The sequence below is a fragment of the Candidatus Binatus sp. genome, from assembly GCF_036567905.1.
In the GTDB taxonomy this organism is placed as follows: Bacteria; Desulfobacterota; Binatia; order Binatales; family Binataceae; genus Binatus.
Map to the genome: position 1 here is coordinate 53,479 of NZ_DATCTO010000035.1, position 19,556 is coordinate 73,034.

Sequence of the window (19,556 nt, forward strand, 5' to 3'; positions counted from 1 at the left end):
CGACCCACATGGTTTCCTGGTGCGCGGCGCTTTCGAACGGCGCGGCTCTATGCTGCTTTCGAGCCGAGCGCGCTAATCGCGGTGCGCACCAGCTCGGTAAACAATCCGTCGCGCTCCTGCGCCAGCTTCGCGAGCATCTTGCGATCGACCTCGACCCCCGCCTTCTTCAGCCCGTTCATCAGCGCGCTGTACGAGATTCCGCTTTCGCGGGCCAGCGCGTTGATACGCGCAATCCAGAGCGTGCGGAAATCGCGCTTCTTCTGCTTGCGATCGCGATAGGCGTAGGTGAGGCCCTTCTCGAGCGTCGAGCGAGCCTGCCGGTAGAGTTTCCGCCCGCCGACGAAGCCGGAGGCGAGCTTGAGTTGACGCTTATGACGGCGGCGCGTCTTGGGTCCGCCTTTGGCGCGAGGCATCGGAGTTGAATCCTTCCTTGGTAGATATCCGGTGAGTTAATTTTTAGTTGGCCGCGCTCAACCGTACGGCATCATTATCTTAACTTTTTCGGCGTCGGCCTTGCCCAGGATACCGGTCCTGCGCAGCCGCGCTTTCTGTTTCGGATTTTTGGCCGAGAACATATGGCGGGCATACGCGTGTTTGAACTTGACCTTGCCGCTCTTGGTCACGGAAAAGCGCTTGGCGGCGGTACGGCTGGTTCTGATTTTCGGCATACGATGGTCGCTTTGCTTCTTTCCTGAAATTTCCTTTTCCGGCCTATCGCGGCGTCAGCAGCACCGACATATTACGTCCTTCCATCCGCGGCGTGCCTTCCGCCTGCGCGATTTCCGTAACCTGCGCGATGATTCTATCGATCAGCGCCCGTCCGAGTTCCGGATGGGTAATCGCGCGGCCGCGAAACGAAACCGTGAGCTTAACACGATGACCCTCACCGATAAAGCGCTTGATGTGATTAACTTTGAAGTCCACATCATGCTTCCCGGTCGCCGACCCCATCTTCACTTCCTTGATCATGCTGATGGTGTGCTTCTTGGAGTCGTGCGTCTTTTTCTTCTGCGAGTACCGGTACTTGTCGAAGTCGGTGACCCGGCACACCGGAGGCGTCGCCGTCGATGAGACCTCGACCAGGTCCAGGCCGCGGCTCTCCGCCACTTTGATCGCCTCCCGCAGCGGCAGGATTCCGACCTGGCTGCCGTCGGCGTCGATTACGCGGACTTCTTGAGCGCGAATCAGGTTATTGACGCGAATCGCGGGCTCCCTTGAGGGCGGGGTTCTGAAATCTCTTCGGATATAGCACCTCCTCCGGCTTGGTGGCCGGATGAACTTCCTAAGCCGGGATCGGCTCCTTTTTCAATAGCTCGACCAGCGCCGCCAGCGGCATCGCATTGATCTTCTCGCCGCGCAGCAGCCGGATCGACACCGATCGATCGGCAGCCTCGCGCTCGCCGACCACGATCATGTACGGCACTTTGGCCAGTTCGGCCTCGCGAACCTTGAAACCGAGCTTCTCGTTGCGGATGTCGCCGTGGGCGCGCAGTCCCTCGCGCCTGAGCAGGCCGGTGACTTCATTGGCGTAGGTCTCGACCTTTTCGCTAAGCGACAGCACTCGCACCTGCTCGGGCGCGAGCCAAAACGGCAGCACGCCGCCGGTATGCTCGATCAGCACGCCGATAAAGCGTTCGAGCGAGCCCAGGATCGCGCGATGAATCATCACGGGACGCTCTTCGGCGCCGGCGCTGTTGGTGTAGCTCAGGTCGAAGCGCTCGGGCATGTTGGAATCGAGCTGTATCGTCGCGACCTGCCACTTACGCTTGAGCGCGTCGGACACGTAAATCTCGATCTTGGGGCCGTAGAAGGCGCCCTCCTTCGGATTTATCTCGTAGCTGATTTCGTTGCGCTTCATCGCGTTGCCGAGCTTGGCCTCGGTCATCTGCCATTGCTCTGCGGTGCCGAGATGGTGCTCGGGCATCGTCGCCAGCTTGAACTCGACGCGCTCGAAACCCAGCGCGCCGTAAACGTCGCGAACCATTTGCAGATTCAGCGCGATTTCGTCCTCGATCTGATCTTCCCGGCAGAAAATATGCGCGTCGTCCTGCGACATCGCGCGCACCCGCATCAGGCCGTGCAGCGTGCCCGAGCGTTCGGCGCGATGCAGCCGGCTGAACTCCGCAATGCGCAGCGGAAGATCGCGGTACGAGCGCTTCTCGGCGCGATACACGAAGGTATGGCCGGGGCAATTCATGGGCTTGAGCCCGTAGCCGTGATGCCATCCGTCGGGGCCGGTGTCGATAGTATTCGTAACGCTGTCGGGATCGGGCGAGAGGAACATATTCTCGCGGAAATTTTCCCAATGCCCCGAGCTGTTCCATAGCTCGTTCTTGAACAGCAGCGGCGTGACCACCTCGTCGTAGCCATAGCGCCGGTACAGGCGGCGCATGTAGTCCACGAGCGCGTTGAAGATGATGACGCCCTTGGGCAGGTAGAACGGCGAGCCCGGCGAGATCGGATCGAAGATGTACAGGCCCATCTCGCGGCCCAGCTTGCGATGGTCGCGCTGGCGGGCGAGCTCGACCAGTTTCAGATGCTCCTCGAGCGCCTCTTTGCCCGCGAACGCGGTGCCGTAGATGCGCGACAGCATCGCGTTGTGCTCATCGCCGCGCCAATACGCGCCGGCGACGCTGGTGAGCTTGAACGCCTTGAGATAGCGGGTCGAGGGGACGTGCGGTCCGCGGCAGAGATCCATCCAGTCGCCCTGGCTGTAGATCGACACGTGATCGTCCTCGATGCCCTGGATTATCTCGACTTTGTATTTCTCGCCCATCGCCGAGAATTTGCGGATAGCGTCCTCGCGCGAGACTTCGGTGCGCTGGATCTTGTGGTCGGCCTTCACCAGCTCGCGCATCTTGGCTTCGATCTTCGGCAGATCCTCGACCGTGAACGGCGCGGCGGGCGCAAAGTCATAGAAAAATCCGTCCTCGATAACCGGGCCGATCGTCACCTGCGTGCCGGGATAGAGCGATTGCACCGCCATCGCCATCAGATGAGCGGTGGAATGACGGATTACTTCGAGACCCTCGGGCGACTCGGCCAGCACCGGCTCGACCGACGCGTCGTGCTCGAGCTTGCGCGTGAGATCGACCACCTTGCCGTTGACCCGCGCGGCCACCAGGTCGCGGCTTGGAATCCCGTCCAGTACCTCGCGAACGATGGTGCCGACCGGCACGACGCGCGATTCGCCGCTGAGGGTTACGGTTACTTCGGAACTCATCAAGCGAAGATTCTAATCATTGCGGGAAACTGGCGGGGCGAAATTCGCGCGCGCGGCTGTGGGCACGGACCTGGTAGGCACGGGCGGGATTGAACCGCCGACCTCTTCCGTGTCAAGGAAGCGCTCTCCCACTGAGCTACGTGCCTTCACGGGGCAGCGGTATTGACTGGATACATCAAGCAAACGCTGACGGTAACCGATCTTGCGCTGGCGGGCAACCGAAGCATCGAGCGTCCCGATTCACCGTAAGCTGGCAGGCGACGGTAGCGGGGGCATCTGCTAGGATTTCGCGCCGAGTATCGCATCCCGACGGAGAGACGCCACGGCTACGAGAATGGATCGCGAGCGCATAGTGCAGCTTTTCTTCTTCGGCTTTCTGGCCGTGATGGCCTACGAGCTGTACGAACTGCTGTTGCCGTTCCTGACCCCGTTGATGTGGGGAATCCTGCTCGCATTCATGGCGCATCCCGCGCTGATCGAAGTCGAAAAGCTGGTCAAGCGGCGATCGCTGTCGACGGCGATCATCAGCATTGTCGTCGGGCTTGGCGTCATTCTGCCGGCCGTCTGGGCCTCGGGCCGCCTCGTGGTCGAGGCGCAGGCGCTCTACACGCAGGCCACGGAATTGGTCAATGGCGGGGGTGTAACGAAGCTGCACGACTGGGCGGTCCACACCGATCTCGGCGCATGGGTCGCCAAAAAAATGGGGGAACGCGGTTACAAGCTCGATGAGGAGCTGCCCAAGCTCACGCTGCAAGCGGCGCAGATGACCAGCGATTACGTGGCCCGGAATGCGACCCAGGCCGCGAAAAACCTCCTCTCCTTCATCGTTGACTTCGGTATCGCGCTGCTCGCGTTCTTCTACATGCTGCGCGACGGCGACTACTATTACCGCAGCCTGCGCGACCTGACCCCGCTGCATGAAGATGACAAGAAAGCGATTTTCGATACCCTGCGCACCACGCTTTCGTCGGTGATGCGCGGCCTGATGCTGTCCGCCGTGCTGCAGGGCGTGTCGGTCGGCCTGGGCATGCTGATCTTCGGCGTGCCGTACTGGCTGTTCCTTGCGATCGCATCGGCTGCCGCGGGACTGATGCCGATCGGCGGCACCGCACTGGTATGGATTCCCGCGGCGATCTACCTGGGCTTTGCGTCGGGCTGGTCGGCGGCGGTCGGCCTGGTCATCTGGTGCTCGATCGCGCTGGCGATCATCGACAATTTCATCAAGCCGCTGGCGATGAAGCACGGCACGGGCCTGCCCACTATCGCGCTGTTTCTCGGCATTCTCGGCGGGCTCGAAGCGTACGGGCCGCTGGGCCTGTTCCTGGGCCCCGCGATCATGTCGGTGTTTGCGTCTCTGCTGCGCGTCTATAGAAAGGAATACTCGGGCAGCCGCAAGGAAGCAGCCTGAGCGCCTGGCTCGCCCGAAGTTCGCCCCGGAGAAGAAATTAGTGAAGTACGCAATCGTGACTGGAGGAGCGCGCGGAATCGGACTCGGGATCGTCAGCGCGCTGCTCGAACAAAACGTGGTCGGCAGCGTCGCCGTCATCGATCGCGAGCTGGCGCCGCCGGCCGCCGCGATCGCCGCCCAGGTTCAGGGCTTTGCCGCCGACGTCACCGACGAGAAGCAGGTGCATGGCGCGGTCGAGCAGATTGTCTCCCGCTTCGGCGCTCATCCTGACGTGCTATGCAACAACGCCGGCGGCGGCGATCGGGCATGGTTCGAGAGTGGCAATCAACCCGGGTGGGACAGCGTCGAGACCTGGCGCCGCTTTGTCGATCTCAACCTGAACTCGGTTTACCTGGTGTCGCGCGAGGTTGCGCCGCGGATGAACAGCGGCGCCGCGATCTGCAACACCTCGTCGGTGGCCGGCCTGCAGGCCAATCCGATGCTGGCCGCATACGCCGCGGCCAAGGCCGGCGTGATCTCGTACAGCAAAACGCTCGCGCTCCAGCTTGGTCCGGCCGGAATTCGCGTCAACGCGGTCGCCCCGGGCCTCATCTACACCAAAGTATGGCAGGATTTGGGCGCGGTGCTCGGCGGCGGCGACGCGAATGCGCGCATGGTCTTCGACTCGGTGGTGCGCCAGCTCGTTCCGCTCGGCCGCGAACAGACTGCCGAGGATATCGGCCGCACGGTGGCGTGGCTGTGCTCCGACCAGGCGCTTAACGTGACCGGCCAGGTGATCGCCGTCGATGGCGGAATCCTGCTGGGGCAAGCGCGCCTGGGCGAGGGTTAGCTCGCCGCCGCTTTCCTCTCGCTATCAGGAGAGCTGTGCGTAACTAGCACCGGACGCCCGGGCGCCCGTCGAGATTCTTCGCTACAGCGACTTTCGCTCAGAATGACACGAGCGCTGCTTGCTTTTTTTGTGTCATCCTGAGCGCAGCGAAGGATCTCGCGCGCCAGCGCGTCTCGCTTCAGCACCAACATCCGGTTACGCAAAGCTCTCCTAACAGACCGTCAGCCCGCATCTTTGTTTTAACATTGGGTGCAGGGCTCAGCCCTGCCGTGGCGTAGTCGCGAAAAGATGCGCTGCGCAGATTTTCGCGTCTTCTCGATGCGGGTGCAGGGGCCGCAGCCCCTGCCGCCCACCGCGCAGGTGATTCTTCCTTCATGCAGGGCGCGGCCCCTGCTAAGATGTGCCCCCGGGGAGTCGCCCATGAGCGACAAAGAGCAAAAGGCGCTCTACATCGTTCGCCGTCTCGTCGATTCCGGCTTTCGCGCCGTTTTCGCCGGCGGATGTGTGCGCGATCGAATCCTTGGCGTCGAGCCCAAGGACTACGACGTCGCCACCGACGCGCGTCCCCAGGTTGTGCAGAAACTTTTCGATCGCACGGTGGCGGTCGGGGCGAAGTTCGGCGTGATCGGCGTAGTGTTTGACGAGCTCAAGCCGATCGAAGTCGCGACCTTTCGCGCCGATGCCGAATATACCGACGGACGCCGCCCCTCGTCGGTGCGCTTCGGCGCGATCGAGGAAGACGCAATCCGCCGCGACTTCACCATCGGCGGGATGTTTTACGATCCGATCGCCGGCCGCCTGATCGATTTGGTCGGCGGGATGCGCGATCTGCGCGCCGGAATTATCCGCGCGATCGGAAATCCCTACGACCGCTTCGACGAGGATCATTTGCGCATCCTGCGCGCCGCCCGCTTCGCCGCGCGGCTCAACTTCACGATCGATCCCGCGACCTGGGCCGCGATGAAACGCGCCGCGCCGACGATCATTGGAATTGCGGCCGAACGAATCGGTGAAGAGATCGTCATGATGATGACCGAGGGCGCCGCCGCGCGCGCGATGGACCTGATGATGGACAGCGGCCTGATGCAATTGATCCTGCCCGAAGTCGCGCTGATGACCGGATGCGCGCAGCCCGAAAATTTCCATCCCGAGGGCGACGTGTACACCCACACGCGGATTGGCGTCGCGATGCTTCCCGCCGGATGCAGCGAGACCGTTGCGTTCGGAATCCTGCTGCATGACATCGCCAAGCCGCAATCCCGTGCGGTCGTCGGCGACAAGGTCACCTTCTACGGCCACCCCGAGGACGGCGCCGTGAAGGCGGCGGAAATCATGGCGCGGCTGAAACGCTCGCGCGCGGTCCAGGAGCGGGTCGCGTACCTGGTGAAGAATCATCTGAGGCTCTCCATGGCGCCGCGGATGCGCCCGGCGACGCTCAAGAGAATGCTCGCGGAGGACGGCTTTGATGAATTGATGGAAGTCGCGTTTATGGACGCGATGGCGTCGAGCTCCTACCTGGGCTACTGGCATTTTTGCCGCCGCGCGATGACGACCATGACCCCGGCCGAGATTCGTCCGCCGCGTCTGATCGGCGGCGAGGACCTCAAGCAGTTGGGATTCACGCCGGGGCCGCGCTTCAAGGAAATTTTGAAGGACATCGAGGACCATCAACTCGACGGCGCGCTCGAAACCCGCGAAGCCGCGCTCGAATACGTGCGCATCCATTACGGCGTAAGCGCCGCCTAGTTGCTCCGCGCCAACGCCATATCCAAGCGCTTCGGCCGCACGCTGGCGCTCGACGCGGTCGATTTCGAAGCGCTCCCCGGCGAGATTCACGCGCTGGTCGGCGAAAACGGCGCCGGCAAGACCACCTTGATGAACGTGCTGGCCGGCTCGCTCGCCGCCGACCATGGCGAAGCCGTCCTCGACGGGCTGCCGCTGCGGGCAGGCTCGCCGCGCGCGGCGCTGGCGGCCGGAATTGCGGCGGTGCATCAGAGCCCGATGCTGTTCGAGCGGATGACGTGGGAGGAAAATCTCGCGTTGGGCGGCTTCGACACCGGCACCGGCGCGCTCGACCTCGATGCAATCGCGGCGCGTGCGCGCTCGCTCGGCGCGAAACTCGGATTCGAAATGCCGGCGGCGGGCGCCACCGTCGAGAATCGCTCAGTTGCCGAGCGCGTCCGGCTCGAAGTGCTGCGCGCGCTCAGCTTCAATCCGCGGGTCCTGATTCTCGACGAACCGACCAGCGTGCTCGCACCTTCGGAACTGGCCGCATTCCTGGACTTGCTCCGCAGTCTGCGCGGCGAGGGCCGAATCGTGGTGCTGATTACGCACAAGCTTGCCGAAGCAATTGCGGTCGCCGATAGAATCACCGTGCTGCGCCGCGGCCGCGTGGTCGCCCGCACCACTCCGGCCCAGACCAGCGAGGCGAAACTGGCCGGCCTGATGATTGGCGAAATCGTGGCTCAGCCCGCTGCGTCCGCGACGCCGCCGCATCCGGGCGAGCCCGTGCTCCAAATCGAAGATCTGACCCTCGACGATCATGCCGGACGCCGGATTCTCGACCGGCTTTCGTTTCGCGTCGCCGCCGGCGAGATCGTGGGAATTGCCGGCGTTGACGGCAACGGCCAGACCGAACTCGTCGAGGTGCTTGCGGGCGTGCGCCGTCCGAGCGGTGGGAAAGTCACGCTGCATGACGGCTCACCAGGCGCGATGGCGGTGATACCGCAAAATCGCGACCTCGACGGACTCATCCTCGATATGCGGCTGTGGGAAAACCTGATTCTCGCGCGTCCGCTCCGGGAGCAGGTGACATCGCACGGATGGTTGAATGTTTCCCATGCAGTCGATCTTTGCCGCGAACTCATCGATCGTTTTCGGATTCGCGCGCCCGGTCCCGAAACGATCGCCGGCGCGCTTTCGGGCGGCAACCGCCAGCGCCTGGAAGTGGCGCGCGCGATCGCGTCGCGGCCGCGAGTAATCGTCGCGCACAATATCTGCCGTGGCCTCGACCTCGCTGCGACCGCCGAAGTTCATCGGACAATTTTGGACTTTGCCGCCGGCCGGGGCGCGGTGATTCTGATTTCGAGCGACCTCGACGAGTTACTCGCGATATGCGGGCGGCTGCTGATTATCAGCCGCGGAAAAATCCGCGAGACCAGTCCGGGCGAACGCGATCCCGAGCGGCTGGGCCTGCTGATGGCCGGGGTGCGCGACTAGCAGGCTGCGCGATGCTGTCCACGATTGCCAAACCATTTGCAGCGCTGGCGCTCGCCGCCGCGCTCATCTCGATCGTCCTTGCCGCGCTCGGCGCGTCTCCGCTCGGCGTGTTCGCGGCGCTTGGCGAAGGCGCGTTCGGCAACTGGTACGCATGCGCGGATACAATTGTGAAATCCACGCCGCTGGTCTTCACCGGGCTTGCAGTCGCGCTCGCTTTCTCGGGCGCGCTATGGAATATCGGCGCCGACGGACAGCTTACGATCGGCGCGATCGCGGCCGGCGCGATCGGCCCGCATCTCGGCAATTTTCCCCATGCGATCGCAATTGCGATCATCCTCGCCGCCGGCGCGCTTGGCGGCGCGGTTTGGGGCGCCGTGGCGGGATGGCTGCGCGCGCGGCGCGACGTAAATGAAGTTATCAGCACGATCATGCTGAACTTCGTCGCCGTGCAGGCGCTCAGTTGGGTCGTGCATGGTCCATTGATGGAACCGTCGCGCGCGTATCCGACCAGCTCGCCAATCGCACGCGCCGCCCAGATCGAGTTCTACTTTGCGCCGAGCCGCATCAACCTGGGCATGATCCTCGCGGTCGCGCTCGCCGCCGCGTGCTACCTGCTGTTGTTCCGTACCGGAGCCGGATTCGAGCTGCGCGCGATGGGCCGCAACCGGCGCGCCGCGACTTTCTTCGGCATTCGAATCCCGGCGCTCACGTTGTGGGTGATGGCGCTGTCAGGCGCTCTGGCCGGGCTTGGCGGCGCGGTGCAGATCTCCGCGATTTCGCATCGATTGTACGAGAAGCTCTCGCCCGGATGGGGCTTCGAGGCAATTGCGGTCGCCTTGGTGGCGCGCCTGAATCCACTCGGCGTCATTCCCGCCGCGATCCTGTTCGGCGCGCTCGACAACGGCTCGCAGGCGATGCAGCGGACTCAGGGCATCTCGCCGGAGCTGGTGCAGGTTATCCAGGGCCTCGTCATCTTGATCATCCTCGCCTTCGACACCCCGGCCTGGAGCGGACTTCGCGAGCAGATTTTCGGCGCGTCTGGCGATGCGGCCGCGGTGCCGCCGGTTGCGGAGATGCCGGATGCTTGAAGCGTTGCTCACCTCGACGATCACCATGGCGACGCCCATCCTGCTGGCGGCGCTGGGCGAACTGCTCGTCGAGGAAAGCGGCGTAATCAACATCGGCATCGAAGGCGCGATGCTGGCGGGCGCGTTCGCGGCGCTCACGATCGCGTACTTCAGCGGCAGTACCGCGCTGGGCCTGGTGGGCGCAATCGCGGCAGGCGTCGCGATCAATGCGATCTTTGCGATGCTGGTGGTCAATCTCGCCGTCAACCAGGTCGTGACTGGAACCGCGGTCAGCATCCTCGCGCTGGGATTGACCGGCGTTTTCTACCGCAAGCTGTTCGGCGTGACCGGCAAGGCGTTCATGGTGGCGCCGATTGCGAAAATCCCGCTCGGTCCGCTGGCGCGAATCCCGCTCCTCGGTCCGGTGCTCTTCAATCACAACGCCCTAGTGTACTTCACGTTCATTCTCGTGCCTGCCCTCTGGTACGTGATCGCGCGCACGCGCTATGGGCTGCGACTTCGCGCTTGCGGTGAGCGGCCCGAAGCCGCGGACGCGCTCGGACTCGGCGTAATCGCCATCCGATGGCAGGCGCTGATGGTGTCGGGCGCGCTGACGGGCCTGGCTGGCGCATTTTTGACGCTCGCGTACGCCAACACGTTCGTCGAAAACATCTCGGCCGGCCGCGGCTTCGTTGCGCTGTCCGTGGTCATCGTCGGTCGATGGAATTCGTGGGGTCTGGCGGCCGCATCGGTGCTGTTCGGCGCGGCGATGGCGTTGCAATTCGGATTGCAGGCGCTCGGCACCGTCGTTCCGTACCAACTGTTTCTCGCGCTGCCGTATGCGCTGACGCTGGTGGTACTGGCAGGCTTTGGCGGACAGGCGGCGGCGCCAAGCGCGCTTGGCGAACCGTATCGCCGGCAGTGAGCAGGGGTGATCTCGCAGATTTCTCATCTGCGCGCGATGAGGTAGGTTAGTTCGCGATGCGCACGCTCACGTACACGCCCAGAGATGCGTCATTTCCGATGGCGGATTGCGCGGCTTGCGGCAAGCCGGTGCTGACCTGCGTCGCGCTCGACGACGATGGCGCCGAACGCCGCGTCTGCGTGCATTGCGACACCGCCGTCGCCGACCATCTCAAGTGGGTCTCGCCCGGCGAACTCGAGCAGGCGGGTTATTATTTCGGCGCGCCGCCCGCCGATGCCGCCGCGGGCGAGAAGGGCGGCTGCGGCACCGGCTGCGGCAGTTGCGCCGTCAAGAAGCATTGAGCGCGCCGGTCTGGCGCAGCGCTTCATAAACCACGATCGACACCGCGTTGGAGAGATTGAGGCTGCGGACGCCCGCCTCGAAGATTGGTATCCGATACGCACGGTCAATTCTTTCAAGCACGAAATCGCGGCCCAGGCCCGCCGTCTCGCAGCCGAAGAAAAGAAAATCGCCGCGCGCATAGTGCGCGTCGAGATAGGTCGCGCCGGCGTGAGTCGAGAAAAATTTCGTCTTTTTCACTCTCGTTGCCGGGGGATCGTGATATATCGCGGCGAACTGCTCCCATCCTTCATACGTGCGCAAATCCACCAGCGGCCAGTAATCGAGGCCCGCGCGCTTGAGATAGCGATCCTCGAGCGAGAATCCGAGCGGTCCCACCAGGTGCAGCCGGGCCTTGGTCGCGGCGGCCAGACGCGCGATCGATCCCGTGTTCTGCGGAATTTCGGGGCGAACCAGGACGATGTGCAGATTCGGCTCGGCCAGGTGCATCAGTTGCAGGGCGCTGGCGCGCCACCGAGAGGATACCGATGGCCCCTGAGATTGACGTAGAAACGTCCGGCGTCGTCGGCTTCGAAGCGGTCACTGAGATGGTAGTAGGCGGAGCGAAGGAAGCGCGCGCGAGCATCGCCGCCCTTGACCCACGCGTAGAGCACGTGGCAGGCGCCGATCTCCAGCGCGGTGGGATCGAGCGGCTCGCAGGTGTTATCGCTCAGCACCATCGCGAATCCGCCCAGCTCGTCGTCTTCGAGCGCCTTGACTACGTAGGGCGTGTCCTCGACCGTGATCGGCGCACGTTCTTCAGCGACTTGCAGATAGTAACTGCCGTCGGGATTGCGCTTGATGCTCCGGCTGAAGAGCAGGGAAATTCGCGGGTTGTCGATCCGCTCGTCGTCGCTGTACCAGTTGCCGTCGCGCCGAAACGAGATCTTTCCCGATTCGGCGGTATAGAATCCCGCCCGCGGCATCGTAACCTACTTGCCCAGTCCTTCAATCTTCACTTTTCACGACTATCGAGGATGATCGTCACCGGGCCGTCATTGACGATTTCCACTTCCATCGTCGCGCCAAACTCGCCACTCTCAACCTTAACATCGCCAGTCCGTGCAAGCGAGAGAAAGTGCTGATAGAGGCGGCGCGCTTCGTCGGGCGCGGCTGCTCCAGTGAACGACGGCCGGCGGCCTGAATTCGTGTCGGCGAGCAACGTGAATTGCGACACGACCAGGATTGCGCCACCGACTTGGGCCAACGAGCGGTTCATCTTGCCGGCGGCGTCGGCGAATACGCGCATGCCGGCGATTCGATCTACAAGATGCGCCGCGTCGGCCTCGCTGTCGCCGGCGGCAACTCCCAGCAGCACGACAAACCCGCGCGCAATTTTGCCCAGGATGCGCCCGTTGCAGCGCACCTCCGCGCGGCTGACGCGTTGAACAACTGCCCGCATACCTGCGTCATATAATCGCGAAAGCCGCAGGGCGAAAGCCTTTGTGGTCTGGGCGGGCCGTCGCGTACTATAATTCGAATCATAATGATTCCTGTCTTGTTTCACCTGGGCCCGCTGACCGTTTACAGTTACGGGCTGATGCTGGCGCTGGGATTCCTGGCGGGCGACTACGTTATCCGCCTCGAATGCGTCCGCCGCGGCCTCGATCCCGAATATTCGTCCTCGATCGTTATCGCGGCAGCCGTGATGGGGCTGGCCGGTTCACGCATCTACGCGATCCTCGACGATCTGCCGACTTACCTTGCCGATCCCAAGTTGATGATCTTCTCCGGCTCGGGATTCGTATTCTACGGCGGCATGATCGGCGGAATCCTCGGCGCTTACCTTGTTTCGCGCTGGTACCGAATCGGATTCGCCGTGACTATGGACATGTGCGCGCCTGCGATTGCCGTCGGGCAGGCAATCGGCCGAATCGGATGCCAGCTCTCCGGCGACGGCGATTGGGGGCTGCCGTCCACCTTGCCGTGGGCGATGGCGTATCCTCGCGCGATCGTCGGCTGGAACTCCGAGACCGTGCTGAAACTGGACGAGCATTACCGCCTCGTCTCCGGCTTCTTCCCCGGCGTCCGCGTGCATCCCGCGCCAGTTTACGAAACTATTCTGTATCTCGGCGTGTTCGCGATATTGTGGTCGATGCGCAAGAGGTACCATCCGGTTGGCCGGCTGATGTATTGGTACCTGGTGCTGGCGGGCGCCACTCGCTTTCTCGTCGAGTTCGTGCGAGTCAATCCGCGGGTCTTCCATGGTCTCAGTGAGGCGCAACTGATTGCGATCGCGATGATGATCGTCGGTGGCGCCGCGTTGATTCTCACCAGGGAAAAAGACCAGGCAGAAGGCGGCCAGCAGCCCGGCGAGAAAAACCAGCGTCCGGCGATGAACGCGGCCCGGGCCTGAGAGCGATGGCGATCAAGGACAAAATCCTCTACGTCGTCGCCGCCATCGTCGTGGTCGCCGGCATTGCGCTCGTCGCGCTGAGCGGGCATCGCGGCGCACGCATCGGAGTCGGCGCGAACTCACCCGGAATCGCCGAGCAGTCCGCGGCGACGGTGGCGGCCGGCAGTCGAGCGGCCGATTTCAAGCTCGAGACGCTGGACGGAACAACTGTCTCGCTCGAATCGCTGCGCGGCAAAGTCGTATTTCTGAACGTATGGGCGACGTGGTGCGAACCGTGCCGCGAGGAAATGCCCTCGATGCAGACGCTGTACGACGACTTCAAGGGCAACAAGGACTTCGTCATGCTGGCGGCCAGCCAGGACACCAGCGGCCGCTCGGCGGTGGCGTCCTATGTCAAGAAGAACGGGTACAATTTCACAATACTGCTCGACCCCGAAAACAAGATCACCGAGACTTACGACGTGAGCGGGGTGCCCGAAACTTTCATAATCGATCGCAAGGGCCAGATAGTCGCGCACCATATGGGGGGATTCGACTGGTCGCGGCCTGACGTCAAGGACGCCTTGCAGCAACTGCTCGACTCAAAGGACAAGGGGTGACCCCTTGACCCAGTATTAAGGCCGCGCTCCGTTGTCGCGCGCGGCCACTGCCGCGGGCGCGCGGTTTCTTAGTACTGGCCAGCCGTGCCAACGGCCAGGGGTGACCCCTTGACCCAGTGTTAAGAAAGGAATCGCTCATGGACCTTTCTGATCTGGCCCCTGCAGCTTTGCTTGCCCTCCATGCCCAAGTAGCCGATGAGCTTCGCTCACGGGGCATTACACGAAGTTCAAATAATCCCACGGGCGATCTGGCCGAGTACCTCTTCTGCAAGGCGTTTGGCTGGAAGCAGGCTGACAATTCGAGCGCCAACATTGATGCCAGAAGTGCCGATGGTATTCGCTATCAGATCAAGGGCCGCCGAACCACGAGGCACAACGACTCCCGCCAGTTGTCCGCGATTCGCGACCTTGGTGGCGCGCATTTCGATTTCCTCGCTGGAGTCTTGTTCAATGAGGATTACAGCGTCATGCGTGCGGCGCTCATCCCCCACACAGTGGCCTTTAAGCAGGCTACTTTTGTGAAGCGCACCAACAGCCATAGATTTCTGCTACGCGACGATGTCTGGAAATCTCCCGGCGTGCGTGATGTCACGATGGAACTGCGGGCAGTAGACTTCTAGTCGCAGCGCGGCCAATGGTTTCACTCGGCACGCGCCGACCTCGTCCTCGAACAAGGAGAGATTAGGAGCCGGGGTCCCTCCACTTCGGTCGGGATGACGCAAAGATAAGAGCGGGCGGGTAAGAAATGCGGGCAGACGCAGAATCCTGAATCGCTCGCGAAAAATGCTCGCTGTACAACGACCCTCACCTTCATCCTCTCCCTAACAGGGAGAGGAAATAATGCGGCGGAAGCTGCACCCTCACCTACCGGCCGTTAGGCGGCCAGCTGCCGTGTGTCTGTGACACCTCCCGTGAAATCTGCACCCTCACCCGCGCCAAGAGCGCGGCCTCTCCCGCAACCAAGCGGGCGAGGCGGATAATAAGTCGCGCGGAACGCTACATCCTAACTCGGGCGGGGCAAGGATTCGGGGTCCATCGGCTTCGCTCGGGATGACACAAAAAAACTCCTAACAGGGACGAAGTCCCACATCTTTCTTACCGTCGCGTGCAGGGGTCACCCCTGGCCGTTGGCACGGCTGGCCAGTATTAAGAAACCGCGCGCCCGCGGCTCTACCATCGCGTAGTCGCGAAAAGATGCGCCGCGCAGATTTTCACGTATTCTTAATACCGGGTGCAGGGGTCACCCGTGCCCAAGGAAGTGTGAAACCCACGGTGGGTTTCACATCTGATCGTCAATCGAGGTGCGGCGCAAAAACTGGCGCGCGGCGGGCAGGATCGGGGCGATAAATCTGCTATTATTTACGGTAACGAGGGGGGGGCGTCGCAGCCGTATGCATTAGAGCGCGCCATCTGCTTAAATATTTAAACTCATAATCTCGAGTCCCAAGCGACACTGAATAAATGTCAATGATCAAAAGACATCGATGGTCGATCACGCTGGCGGTCTCTCTGGTCGCCTGTTTCCTTGTCCTGCAGGAGGTCGCCGTGCGCAGAGCCCAGGCGCTCTCGAACGACACCTACCAGGAGCTCGACACGTTCGCGAGCGTGCTGGCGATCGTGCAGAAAAACTACGTCGAACCGGTCTCGACCAAAAAGCTGATCGACGGCGCAATCAGCGGGATGCTGGCGTCGCTCGACCCGCATAGCGCCTACCTGACGCCCGACCTGTACCGCGACCTCGAAGTCGAGACGCGCGGCAGCTTCGGCGGACTCGGAATCGAAATAACCATCAAGAATGGCGCGCTCACCGTAGTTGCGCCGATCGAGGACACGCCGGCGTATCGCGCCGGAATCAAGGCCGGCGACCAGATCATCAAGATCGACGACGACTTCACCAAGGACATGTCGCTGACCGAGGCGGTCAAGCGGATGCGCGGGCCCAAGGGCAGCAAGATCAGGCTGACGCTTCATCGCAACGGCGTGCCCGAGCTGTTTACGGTGTCGCTCGCGCGCGACGTGATCAAGATTCAGTCGGTCAAGTCGAAGATGCTTGACGGCGGCTACGGCTTCATCCGCGTCACCACCTTCCAGGAGAACACGGGCGAGGGCGTCGAGAAGGCGATTGACGGGTTCGAAGCGAAGGAGCACGGCAAGCTCAAGGGAATTGTGTTCGACCTGCGCGACAATCCGGGCGGATTGCTGAACCAGGCGGTGAAGGTTTCGGACGATTTTCTCGACGGCGGGCTGATCGTTTACACGCAGGGCCGCGAGGAAAATCAGCAGCAGAAATACTTCTCGCACAAGAAGAAGGATTTCGATGACTATCCGATGGTGGTGCTGGTCAACGGCGGTAGCGCGAGCGCCAGCGAAATCGTCGCCGGCGCTTTGCAGGATCAGAAGCGCGCCGTCATTCTCGGCACCCAGACTTTCGGCAAAGGCTCGGTGCAAACGATTCTGCCGCTCGACGACCATTCCGCGCTGCGGCTGACCACGGCGCGCTACTACACTCCCACCGGCCGCTCGATCCAGGCGGTGGGAATCACACCCGACATCGATGTCGAGCCGCCCAAGGAAACGATCGCATCGCTAACGCAGGAGGGCGCCGAGTTCGACGAAAATCCGGAAATCCACGAGTCTGATTTGCCCCATCATTTCCAGAACGGGCAGAAGAAGAATGACAAGAATCCGGCGACCGGCGAGAGCGCGGCGCCTGGCGCCGGGAGCGAAAAGGGCGGCAAGGGGCCAGGCGCGAAGGGCGCCAAGGCCAAAGCGGAAAAGGACGTGCAGCTCGATCGCGCGATCGACATCCTCAAGCATTGGAACACGTTCAAGCTCCAGCTTGCCAAGGGCGAGTCGCAGCCGGCGGTATCCACCGCTCAGAGCGACAGCGCGAAGTCGAAGGGCGACTAGACGACGGCAATAGAAATGGAATTGATCGCAACGCGCCGGGCATCATGATGTCCGGCGCGTTTTTTTTCACGCGGGCGCCTGTCGTTGTTGCCGACGGCCGTTGGCAGCTGGAGCTTACCCAGAACAGCCGTCGAAAAGCTCTTCTAATGCGCCATATAGGTATCTGGCAACTCATTCTGATAAGCTGAACGACCATGGGTGGGCAGCTCGATCTTTCGATCCGCGGCAATCGCTCGGGCCTGATCAGCGTATCGGATCTGGTGCGGATGGTGCGCGACGCGCTCGACGCCAAGCTCGGCGAGCACTGGGTGGTCGGCGAGATCTCGAACGCGCGGCTGGCGCCGTCGAATCACTTTTACTTCACGCTCAAGGACTCCCGCAGCGCGATCAACGTCGTGATGTTCAAGTCGGCGTTCAACCGGATGCGGTTCAAAGCCGTCGACGGGATGGAAGTGATTGTTCGCGGACGGGTGCAAATCTTCGAACAGCGCGGCGCGTTGCAGCTTTACGCCGAGGAAATGGAGCCGCGCGGCGTCGGCGCGCTGCAGGCCGCGTTCGAGCAGTTGAAGCGCCGGCTCGAGGCCGAAGGACTGTTCGATCGGGCGCGCAAACGCGCGATGCCGTACCTGCCGCGCAGGATCGGAATCGTGACGGCGCGCGGCGGGGCGGGACTGCGCGACATGTTGCGCATCTTGTTCGATCGATTCCCGAAGCTGCAAGTGATTTTCAGGCCGGCGAAGGTGCAGGGCGACGGCTCGGCTCAGGAGATCGCGGATGCGATCGCCGATCTCAATCGCGACGGCCGCGCCGAGGTGCTGATCGTTGGACGCGGCGGTGGCTCGCTCGAAGATTTGTGGGCGTTCAACGAAGAGATCGTCGCGCGGGCGATTTTCCGGTCGGCGATTCCGGTAATTTCCGCCGTCGGCCACGAAGTGGACTATACGATCGCCGATTTCGTCGCCGACCTGCGCGCGCCTACTCCCACCGCCGCCGCGCAGATGGTGGTGCCCAGCCTCGTCGAGTTGACCGAACGCGTCGCATCGCTGGGCGCGTCGCTTGCAAGCGTGATGCAACGGGAACTGTCGGGCCGGCGCGAATCGATCGACGATCTGGCGGCGCGGATACGTCATCCCGGCGTCGCTATCGCCGAGGCGCGCGAACGCCTGGCCGGGATCGAGGGCGAACTGGCGGACGCGGTGTCTTCGCGAATCGCGGAGCGCCGGCGCACCATCCGCGAATTGCGGCTGCGTCTTCGCAGTCCCGATGCGATGGTGCGCGAGATGCGCCTTGCGACCTCGCGGCTCGGCAACAGCCTTGTTCACGGCACGCTGTCGGCGCTCGAAGGCAGGCGGCGCCAGCTCGGCGCGCTGGCGGGCCGGCTCGACGCTTTGTCGCCGCTGAAAGTTCTCGACCGCGGCTACGCCGTGGTGATCAACAAGACCAATTCGCGCGCAGTGCTCGACGCGGCCATGGTGAAGCCGGGCGACGAGCTCGATATCAGGCTGGCCAGGGGACGGCTCGGCGCGCGCGCGATCGCCCGCGCAATCTAGACGATGGCCACGAAGACGAAAAAATTCGAGGACGAGCTCAAGGATCTTGAAACGATCGTCAATCAGATCGATTCGGGTGAGCTTACGCTGGAAGAATCGATCGGAGCCTTCGAACGCGGCGTCATGCTGGTGAAGGCGCTCAATGGGAAACTCGACGAAGTCGAGCGCAAGGTCGAACTGCTAACGCGGAGCGCCGGCGGCGAACTGCGCACGGCGCCCTTTGAAGCATCGTCTGAGGACGAGCACCACGCCGGCGCAAAGGACGACGACGAAACACCCTTCTAGCAATGGTCCAGGCACCAAGCCCAAGCCGCGGCGCTCGGTGGCGCCGTTGGTCCGCTTCAGGCTCGACGCCGAAATGGCGCGCCGCGGTCTGGCCGACAGCCGCGAAATCGCCCAGCGCCTGATAATGGCCGGACGCGTGCGCGTCAACTCGCGGCCGGCCTACAAAGCCGACCTCAAGGTCGATTCTGAAACTCCCATCGCGCTGATGGCGGGTGCGCCGCAGTTCGTTTCGCGCGGAGCGTACAAGCTGATCGCCGCGCTCGAGCATTTCGGCATCTCGGTTGAGGGCAAGCTCGCGCTGGACGTGGGCGCATCGACCGGCGGCTTCACCGACGTGCTGCTGCGCCGCGGCGCCAAGGCCGTGATCGCGATGGACGTCGGCTACGGGCAGCTGGCGCTGAAGCTGCGCGAGGATCCGCGCGTCACCGTGCTTGACCGCATGAATATCCGGCTCGCCTCGCCCGACGACTTGCCCCACGCGCCCGAGTTGGTGACGATCGACACCAGTTTTATCTCACTGCGGCTGGTGATTCCGTCGGTGCTGGCGCTGGTCGCGCCGCGCGCTGAAATAGTCGCGCTGATCAAGCCGCAGTTCGAAGTCGGCAAGGGCAAGGTCGGCAAGGGTGGAATCGTCAGGGACGAAAAACTCCGGCGCGAAGCGGTCGCGGGGATCGTCGAGTTCGCGGAGAGTATCGGCCTCGATGTGGTCGGCACAATCGAATCGCCGATTGAAGGCAGGGCCGGAAATCGCGAACATCTCGCGCTGATGAAATTCCCGGGCGAATCTGGAAAATGACGCGCGCATGG

At 62.9% G+C, this 19,556-nt stretch carries 21 protein-coding genes and 1 tRNA gene; 14 read left to right on the plus strand and 8 right to left on the minus strand.

The genetic code is table 11. The features are described from left to right. Positions 1-47 precede the first annotated feature (47 nt). The 5 genes from rplT to VIO10_RS05195 all read right to left on the minus strand — a co-directional run bounded on the left by rplT (position 48) and on the right by VIO10_RS05195 (position 3,369). Positions 48-413 carry a 50S ribosomal protein L20 gene (rplT, locus tag VIO10_RS05175; protein WP_331960383.1) on the minus strand — a complete coding sequence of 122 codons (366 nt, stop codon included), beginning with the start codon at positions 411-413 and terminating at the stop codon, positions 48-50. Between the two features lie 57 nt (positions 414-470). Next, positions 471-668, minus strand: coding sequence for a 50S ribosomal protein L35 (rpmI, locus tag VIO10_RS05180; protein ID WP_331960386.1), 198 nt, complete (start codon positions 666-668; stop codon positions 471-473). A gap of 43 nt (positions 669-711) precedes the next feature. Beyond that, on the minus strand, positions 712-1,275 hold the full coding sequence (gene infC, locus VIO10_RS05185) for a translation initiation factor IF-3 (RefSeq protein WP_331960643.1): 564 nt from the start codon (positions 1,273-1,275) through the stop codon (positions 712-714). Between the two features lie 7 nt (positions 1,276-1,282). Continuing rightward, complete coding sequence (gene thrS / locus VIO10_RS05190; RefSeq protein ID WP_331960389.1) at positions 1,283-3,223, minus strand: threonine--tRNA ligase; 1,941 nt, start codon at positions 3,221-3,223, stop codon at positions 1,283-1,285. Positions 3,224-3,294: 71 nt separating this feature from the next. Further along, a tRNA-Val gene (locus VIO10_RS05195) sits at positions 3,295-3,369 on the minus strand. Positions 3,370-3,557: 188 nt separating this feature from the next. Between VIO10_RS05195 and VIO10_RS05200 the strand changes: the two genes are divergently transcribed. The 7 genes from VIO10_RS05200 to VIO10_RS05230 all read left to right on the plus strand — a co-directional run bounded on the left by VIO10_RS05200 (position 3,558) and on the right by VIO10_RS05230 (position 11,012). Further along, positions 3,558-4,631 carry an AI-2E family transporter gene (locus VIO10_RS05200; protein WP_331960392.1) on the plus strand — a complete coding sequence of 358 codons (1,074 nt, stop codon included), beginning with the start codon at positions 3,558-3,560 and terminating at the stop codon, positions 4,629-4,631. A 40-nt stretch (positions 4,632-4,671) separates the two neighbouring features. Continuing rightward, the gene (locus VIO10_RS05205) at positions 4,672-5,460 is read left to right on the plus strand and encodes an SDR family NAD(P)-dependent oxidoreductase (RefSeq protein ID WP_331960395.1); all 789 of its coding nucleotides are present in this window, start codon (positions 4,672-4,674) and stop codon (positions 5,458-5,460) included. 420 nt (positions 5,461-5,880) lie between these two features. After that, positions 5,881-7,206 (plus strand): CCA tRNA nucleotidyltransferase, encoded by a 1,326-nt coding sequence (locus VIO10_RS05210; protein ID WP_331960398.1) that lies wholly within the window; start codon positions 5,881-5,883, stop codon positions 7,204-7,206. Then, entirely contained in the window at positions 7,207-8,679 is a 1,473-nt protein-coding gene (locus VIO10_RS05215) for an ABC transporter ATP-binding protein (protein ID WP_331960401.1), read from the plus strand. It begins immediately after the preceding gene. A gap of 11 nt (positions 8,680-8,690) precedes the next feature. Then, positions 8,691-9,767 (plus strand): ABC transporter permease, encoded by a 1,077-nt coding sequence (locus VIO10_RS05220; RefSeq protein WP_331960404.1) that lies wholly within the window; start codon positions 8,691-8,693, stop codon positions 9,765-9,767. Then, positions 9,760-10,671, plus strand: a complete 912-nt coding sequence (locus tag VIO10_RS05225; protein ID WP_331960407.1) for an ABC transporter permease — start codon at positions 9,760-9,762, stop codon at positions 10,669-10,671. Before VIO10_RS05220 ends, VIO10_RS05225 begins: the two co-directional genes overlap by 8 nt. Positions 10,672-10,727: 56 nt before the next feature. Next, positions 10,728-11,012 carry a hypothetical protein gene (locus VIO10_RS05230; protein ID WP_331960409.1) on the plus strand — a complete coding sequence of 95 codons (285 nt, stop codon included), beginning with the start codon at positions 10,728-10,730 and terminating at the stop codon, positions 11,010-11,012. On the opposite strand, the gene VIO10_RS05235 is transcribed toward VIO10_RS05230, so the two are convergent. Genes VIO10_RS05235 through dtd form a run of 3 tightly spaced genes read right to left on the minus strand, consistent with a single transcriptional unit; the run spans position 10,999 to position 12,451 of the window. Then, positions 10,999-11,499, minus strand: coding sequence for a tRNA (cytidine(34)-2'-O)-methyltransferase (locus VIO10_RS05235; protein ID WP_331960412.1), 501 nt, complete (start codon positions 11,497-11,499; stop codon positions 10,999-11,001). The two genes, VIO10_RS05230 and VIO10_RS05235, sit on opposite strands and share 14 nt — an antisense overlap. Next, positions 11,499-11,975, minus strand: a complete 477-nt coding sequence (locus VIO10_RS05240) for a DUF1285 domain-containing protein (protein ID WP_331960415.1) — start codon at positions 11,973-11,975, stop codon at positions 11,499-11,501. The genes VIO10_RS05235 and VIO10_RS05240 overlap by 1 nt, the downstream gene beginning before the upstream one ends. Before the next feature lie 29 nt (positions 11,976-12,004). Beyond that, positions 12,005-12,451: a D-aminoacyl-tRNA deacylase gene (gene dtd / locus VIO10_RS05245; RefSeq protein ID WP_331960418.1), complete on the minus strand. Its 447-nt coding sequence runs from the start codon at positions 12,449-12,451 to the stop codon at positions 12,005-12,007. A gap of 84 nt (positions 12,452-12,535) precedes the next feature. Here dtd and VIO10_RS05250 point away from each other — a divergent pair, with 84 nt between their 5' ends. The 7 genes from VIO10_RS05250 (at position 12,536) to VIO10_RS05280 (ending at position 19,545) form a co-directional block, all read left to right on the plus strand. Further along, positions 12,536-13,405: a prolipoprotein diacylglyceryl transferase gene (locus VIO10_RS05250; protein ID WP_331960421.1), complete on the plus strand. Its 870-nt coding sequence runs from the start codon at positions 12,536-12,538 to the stop codon at positions 13,403-13,405. 5 nt (positions 13,406-13,410) lie between these two features. Next, the gene (locus tag VIO10_RS05255; protein ID WP_331960424.1) at positions 13,411-14,004 is read left to right on the plus strand and encodes a TlpA disulfide reductase family protein; all 594 of its coding nucleotides are present in this window, start codon (positions 13,411-13,413) and stop codon (positions 14,002-14,004) included. A gap of 137 nt (positions 14,005-14,141) precedes the next feature. Continuing rightward, positions 14,142-14,624, plus strand: a complete 483-nt coding sequence (locus VIO10_RS05260; protein ID WP_331960426.1) for a hypothetical protein — start codon at positions 14,142-14,144, stop codon at positions 14,622-14,624. A gap of 847 nt (positions 14,625-15,471) precedes the next feature. Beyond that, entirely contained in the window at positions 15,472-16,914 is a 1,443-nt protein-coding gene (locus VIO10_RS05265) for a S41 family peptidase (RefSeq protein ID WP_331960429.1), read from the plus strand. 194 nt (positions 16,915-17,108) lie between these two features. Then, positions 17,109-18,464: an exodeoxyribonuclease VII large subunit gene (gene xseA / locus VIO10_RS05270; protein ID WP_331960432.1), complete on the plus strand. Its 1,356-nt coding sequence runs from the start codon at positions 17,109-17,111 to the stop codon at positions 18,462-18,464. A gap of 3 nt (positions 18,465-18,467) precedes the next feature. Beyond that, complete coding sequence (locus VIO10_RS05275; protein WP_331960435.1) at positions 18,468-18,749, plus strand: exodeoxyribonuclease VII small subunit; 282 nt, start codon at positions 18,468-18,470, stop codon at positions 18,747-18,749. A 37-nt stretch (positions 18,750-18,786) separates the two neighbouring features. Next, the gene (locus VIO10_RS05280) at positions 18,787-19,545 is read left to right on the plus strand and encodes a TlyA family RNA methyltransferase (RefSeq protein ID WP_331960438.1); all 759 of its coding nucleotides are present in this window, start codon (positions 18,787-18,789) and stop codon (positions 19,543-19,545) included. Positions 19,546-19,556 lie beyond the last annotated feature (11 nt).

Coding starts and splice junctions, on each gene's coding strand:
- rplT (WP_331960383.1), bottom strand. CDS start 413: ATGCCTCGCGCCAAAGGCGGACCCAAGACGCGCCGCCGTCATAAGCGT.
- rpmI (WP_331960386.1), bottom strand. CDS start 668: ATGCCGAAAATCAGAACCAGCCGTACCGCCGCCAAGCGCTTTTCCGTG.
- thrS (WP_331960389.1), bottom strand. CDS start 3,223: ATGAGTTCCGAAGTAACCGTAACCCTCAGCGGCGAATCGCGCGTCGTG.
- VIO10_RS05200 (WP_331960392.1), top strand. CDS start 3,558: ATGGATCGCGAGCGCATAGTGCAGCTTTTCTTCTTCGGCTTTCTGGCC.
- VIO10_RS05210 (WP_331960398.1), top strand. CDS start 5,881: ATGAGCGACAAAGAGCAAAAGGCGCTCTACATCGTTCGCCGTCTCGTC.
- VIO10_RS05220 (WP_331960404.1), top strand. CDS start 8,691: ATGCTGTCCACGATTGCCAAACCATTTGCAGCGCTGGCGCTCGCCGCC.
- VIO10_RS05225 (WP_331960407.1), top strand. CDS start 9,760: ATGCTTGAAGCGTTGCTCACCTCGACGATCACCATGGCGACGCCCATC.
- VIO10_RS05230 (WP_331960409.1), top strand. CDS start 10,728: ATGCGCACGCTCACGTACACGCCCAGAGATGCGTCATTTCCGATGGCG.
- VIO10_RS05235 (WP_331960412.1), bottom strand. CDS start 11,499: ATGCACCTGGCCGAGCCGAATCTGCACATCGTCCTGGTTCGCCCCGAA.
- VIO10_RS05240 (WP_331960415.1), bottom strand. CDS start 11,975: ATGCCGCGGGCGGGATTCTATACCGCCGAATCGGGAAAGATCTCGTTT.
- dtd (WP_331960418.1), bottom strand. CDS start 12,451: ATGCGGGCAGTTGTTCAACGCGTCAGCCGCGCGGAGGTGCGCTGCAAC.
- VIO10_RS05250 (WP_331960421.1), top strand. CDS start 12,536: ATGATTCCTGTCTTGTTTCACCTGGGCCCGCTGACCGTTTACAGTTAC.
- VIO10_RS05255 (WP_331960424.1), top strand. CDS start 13,411: ATGGCGATCAAGGACAAAATCCTCTACGTCGTCGCCGCCATCGTCGTG.
- VIO10_RS05260 (WP_331960426.1), top strand. CDS start 14,142: ATGGACCTTTCTGATCTGGCCCCTGCAGCTTTGCTTGCCCTCCATGCC.
- VIO10_RS05265 (WP_331960429.1), top strand. CDS start 15,472: ATGATCAAAAGACATCGATGGTCGATCACGCTGGCGGTCTCTCTGGTC.
- xseA (WP_331960432.1), top strand. CDS start 17,109: ATGGGTGGGCAGCTCGATCTTTCGATCCGCGGCAATCGCTCGGGCCTG.
- VIO10_RS05275 (WP_331960435.1), top strand. CDS start 18,468: ATGGCCACGAAGACGAAAAAATTCGAGGACGAGCTCAAGGATCTTGAA.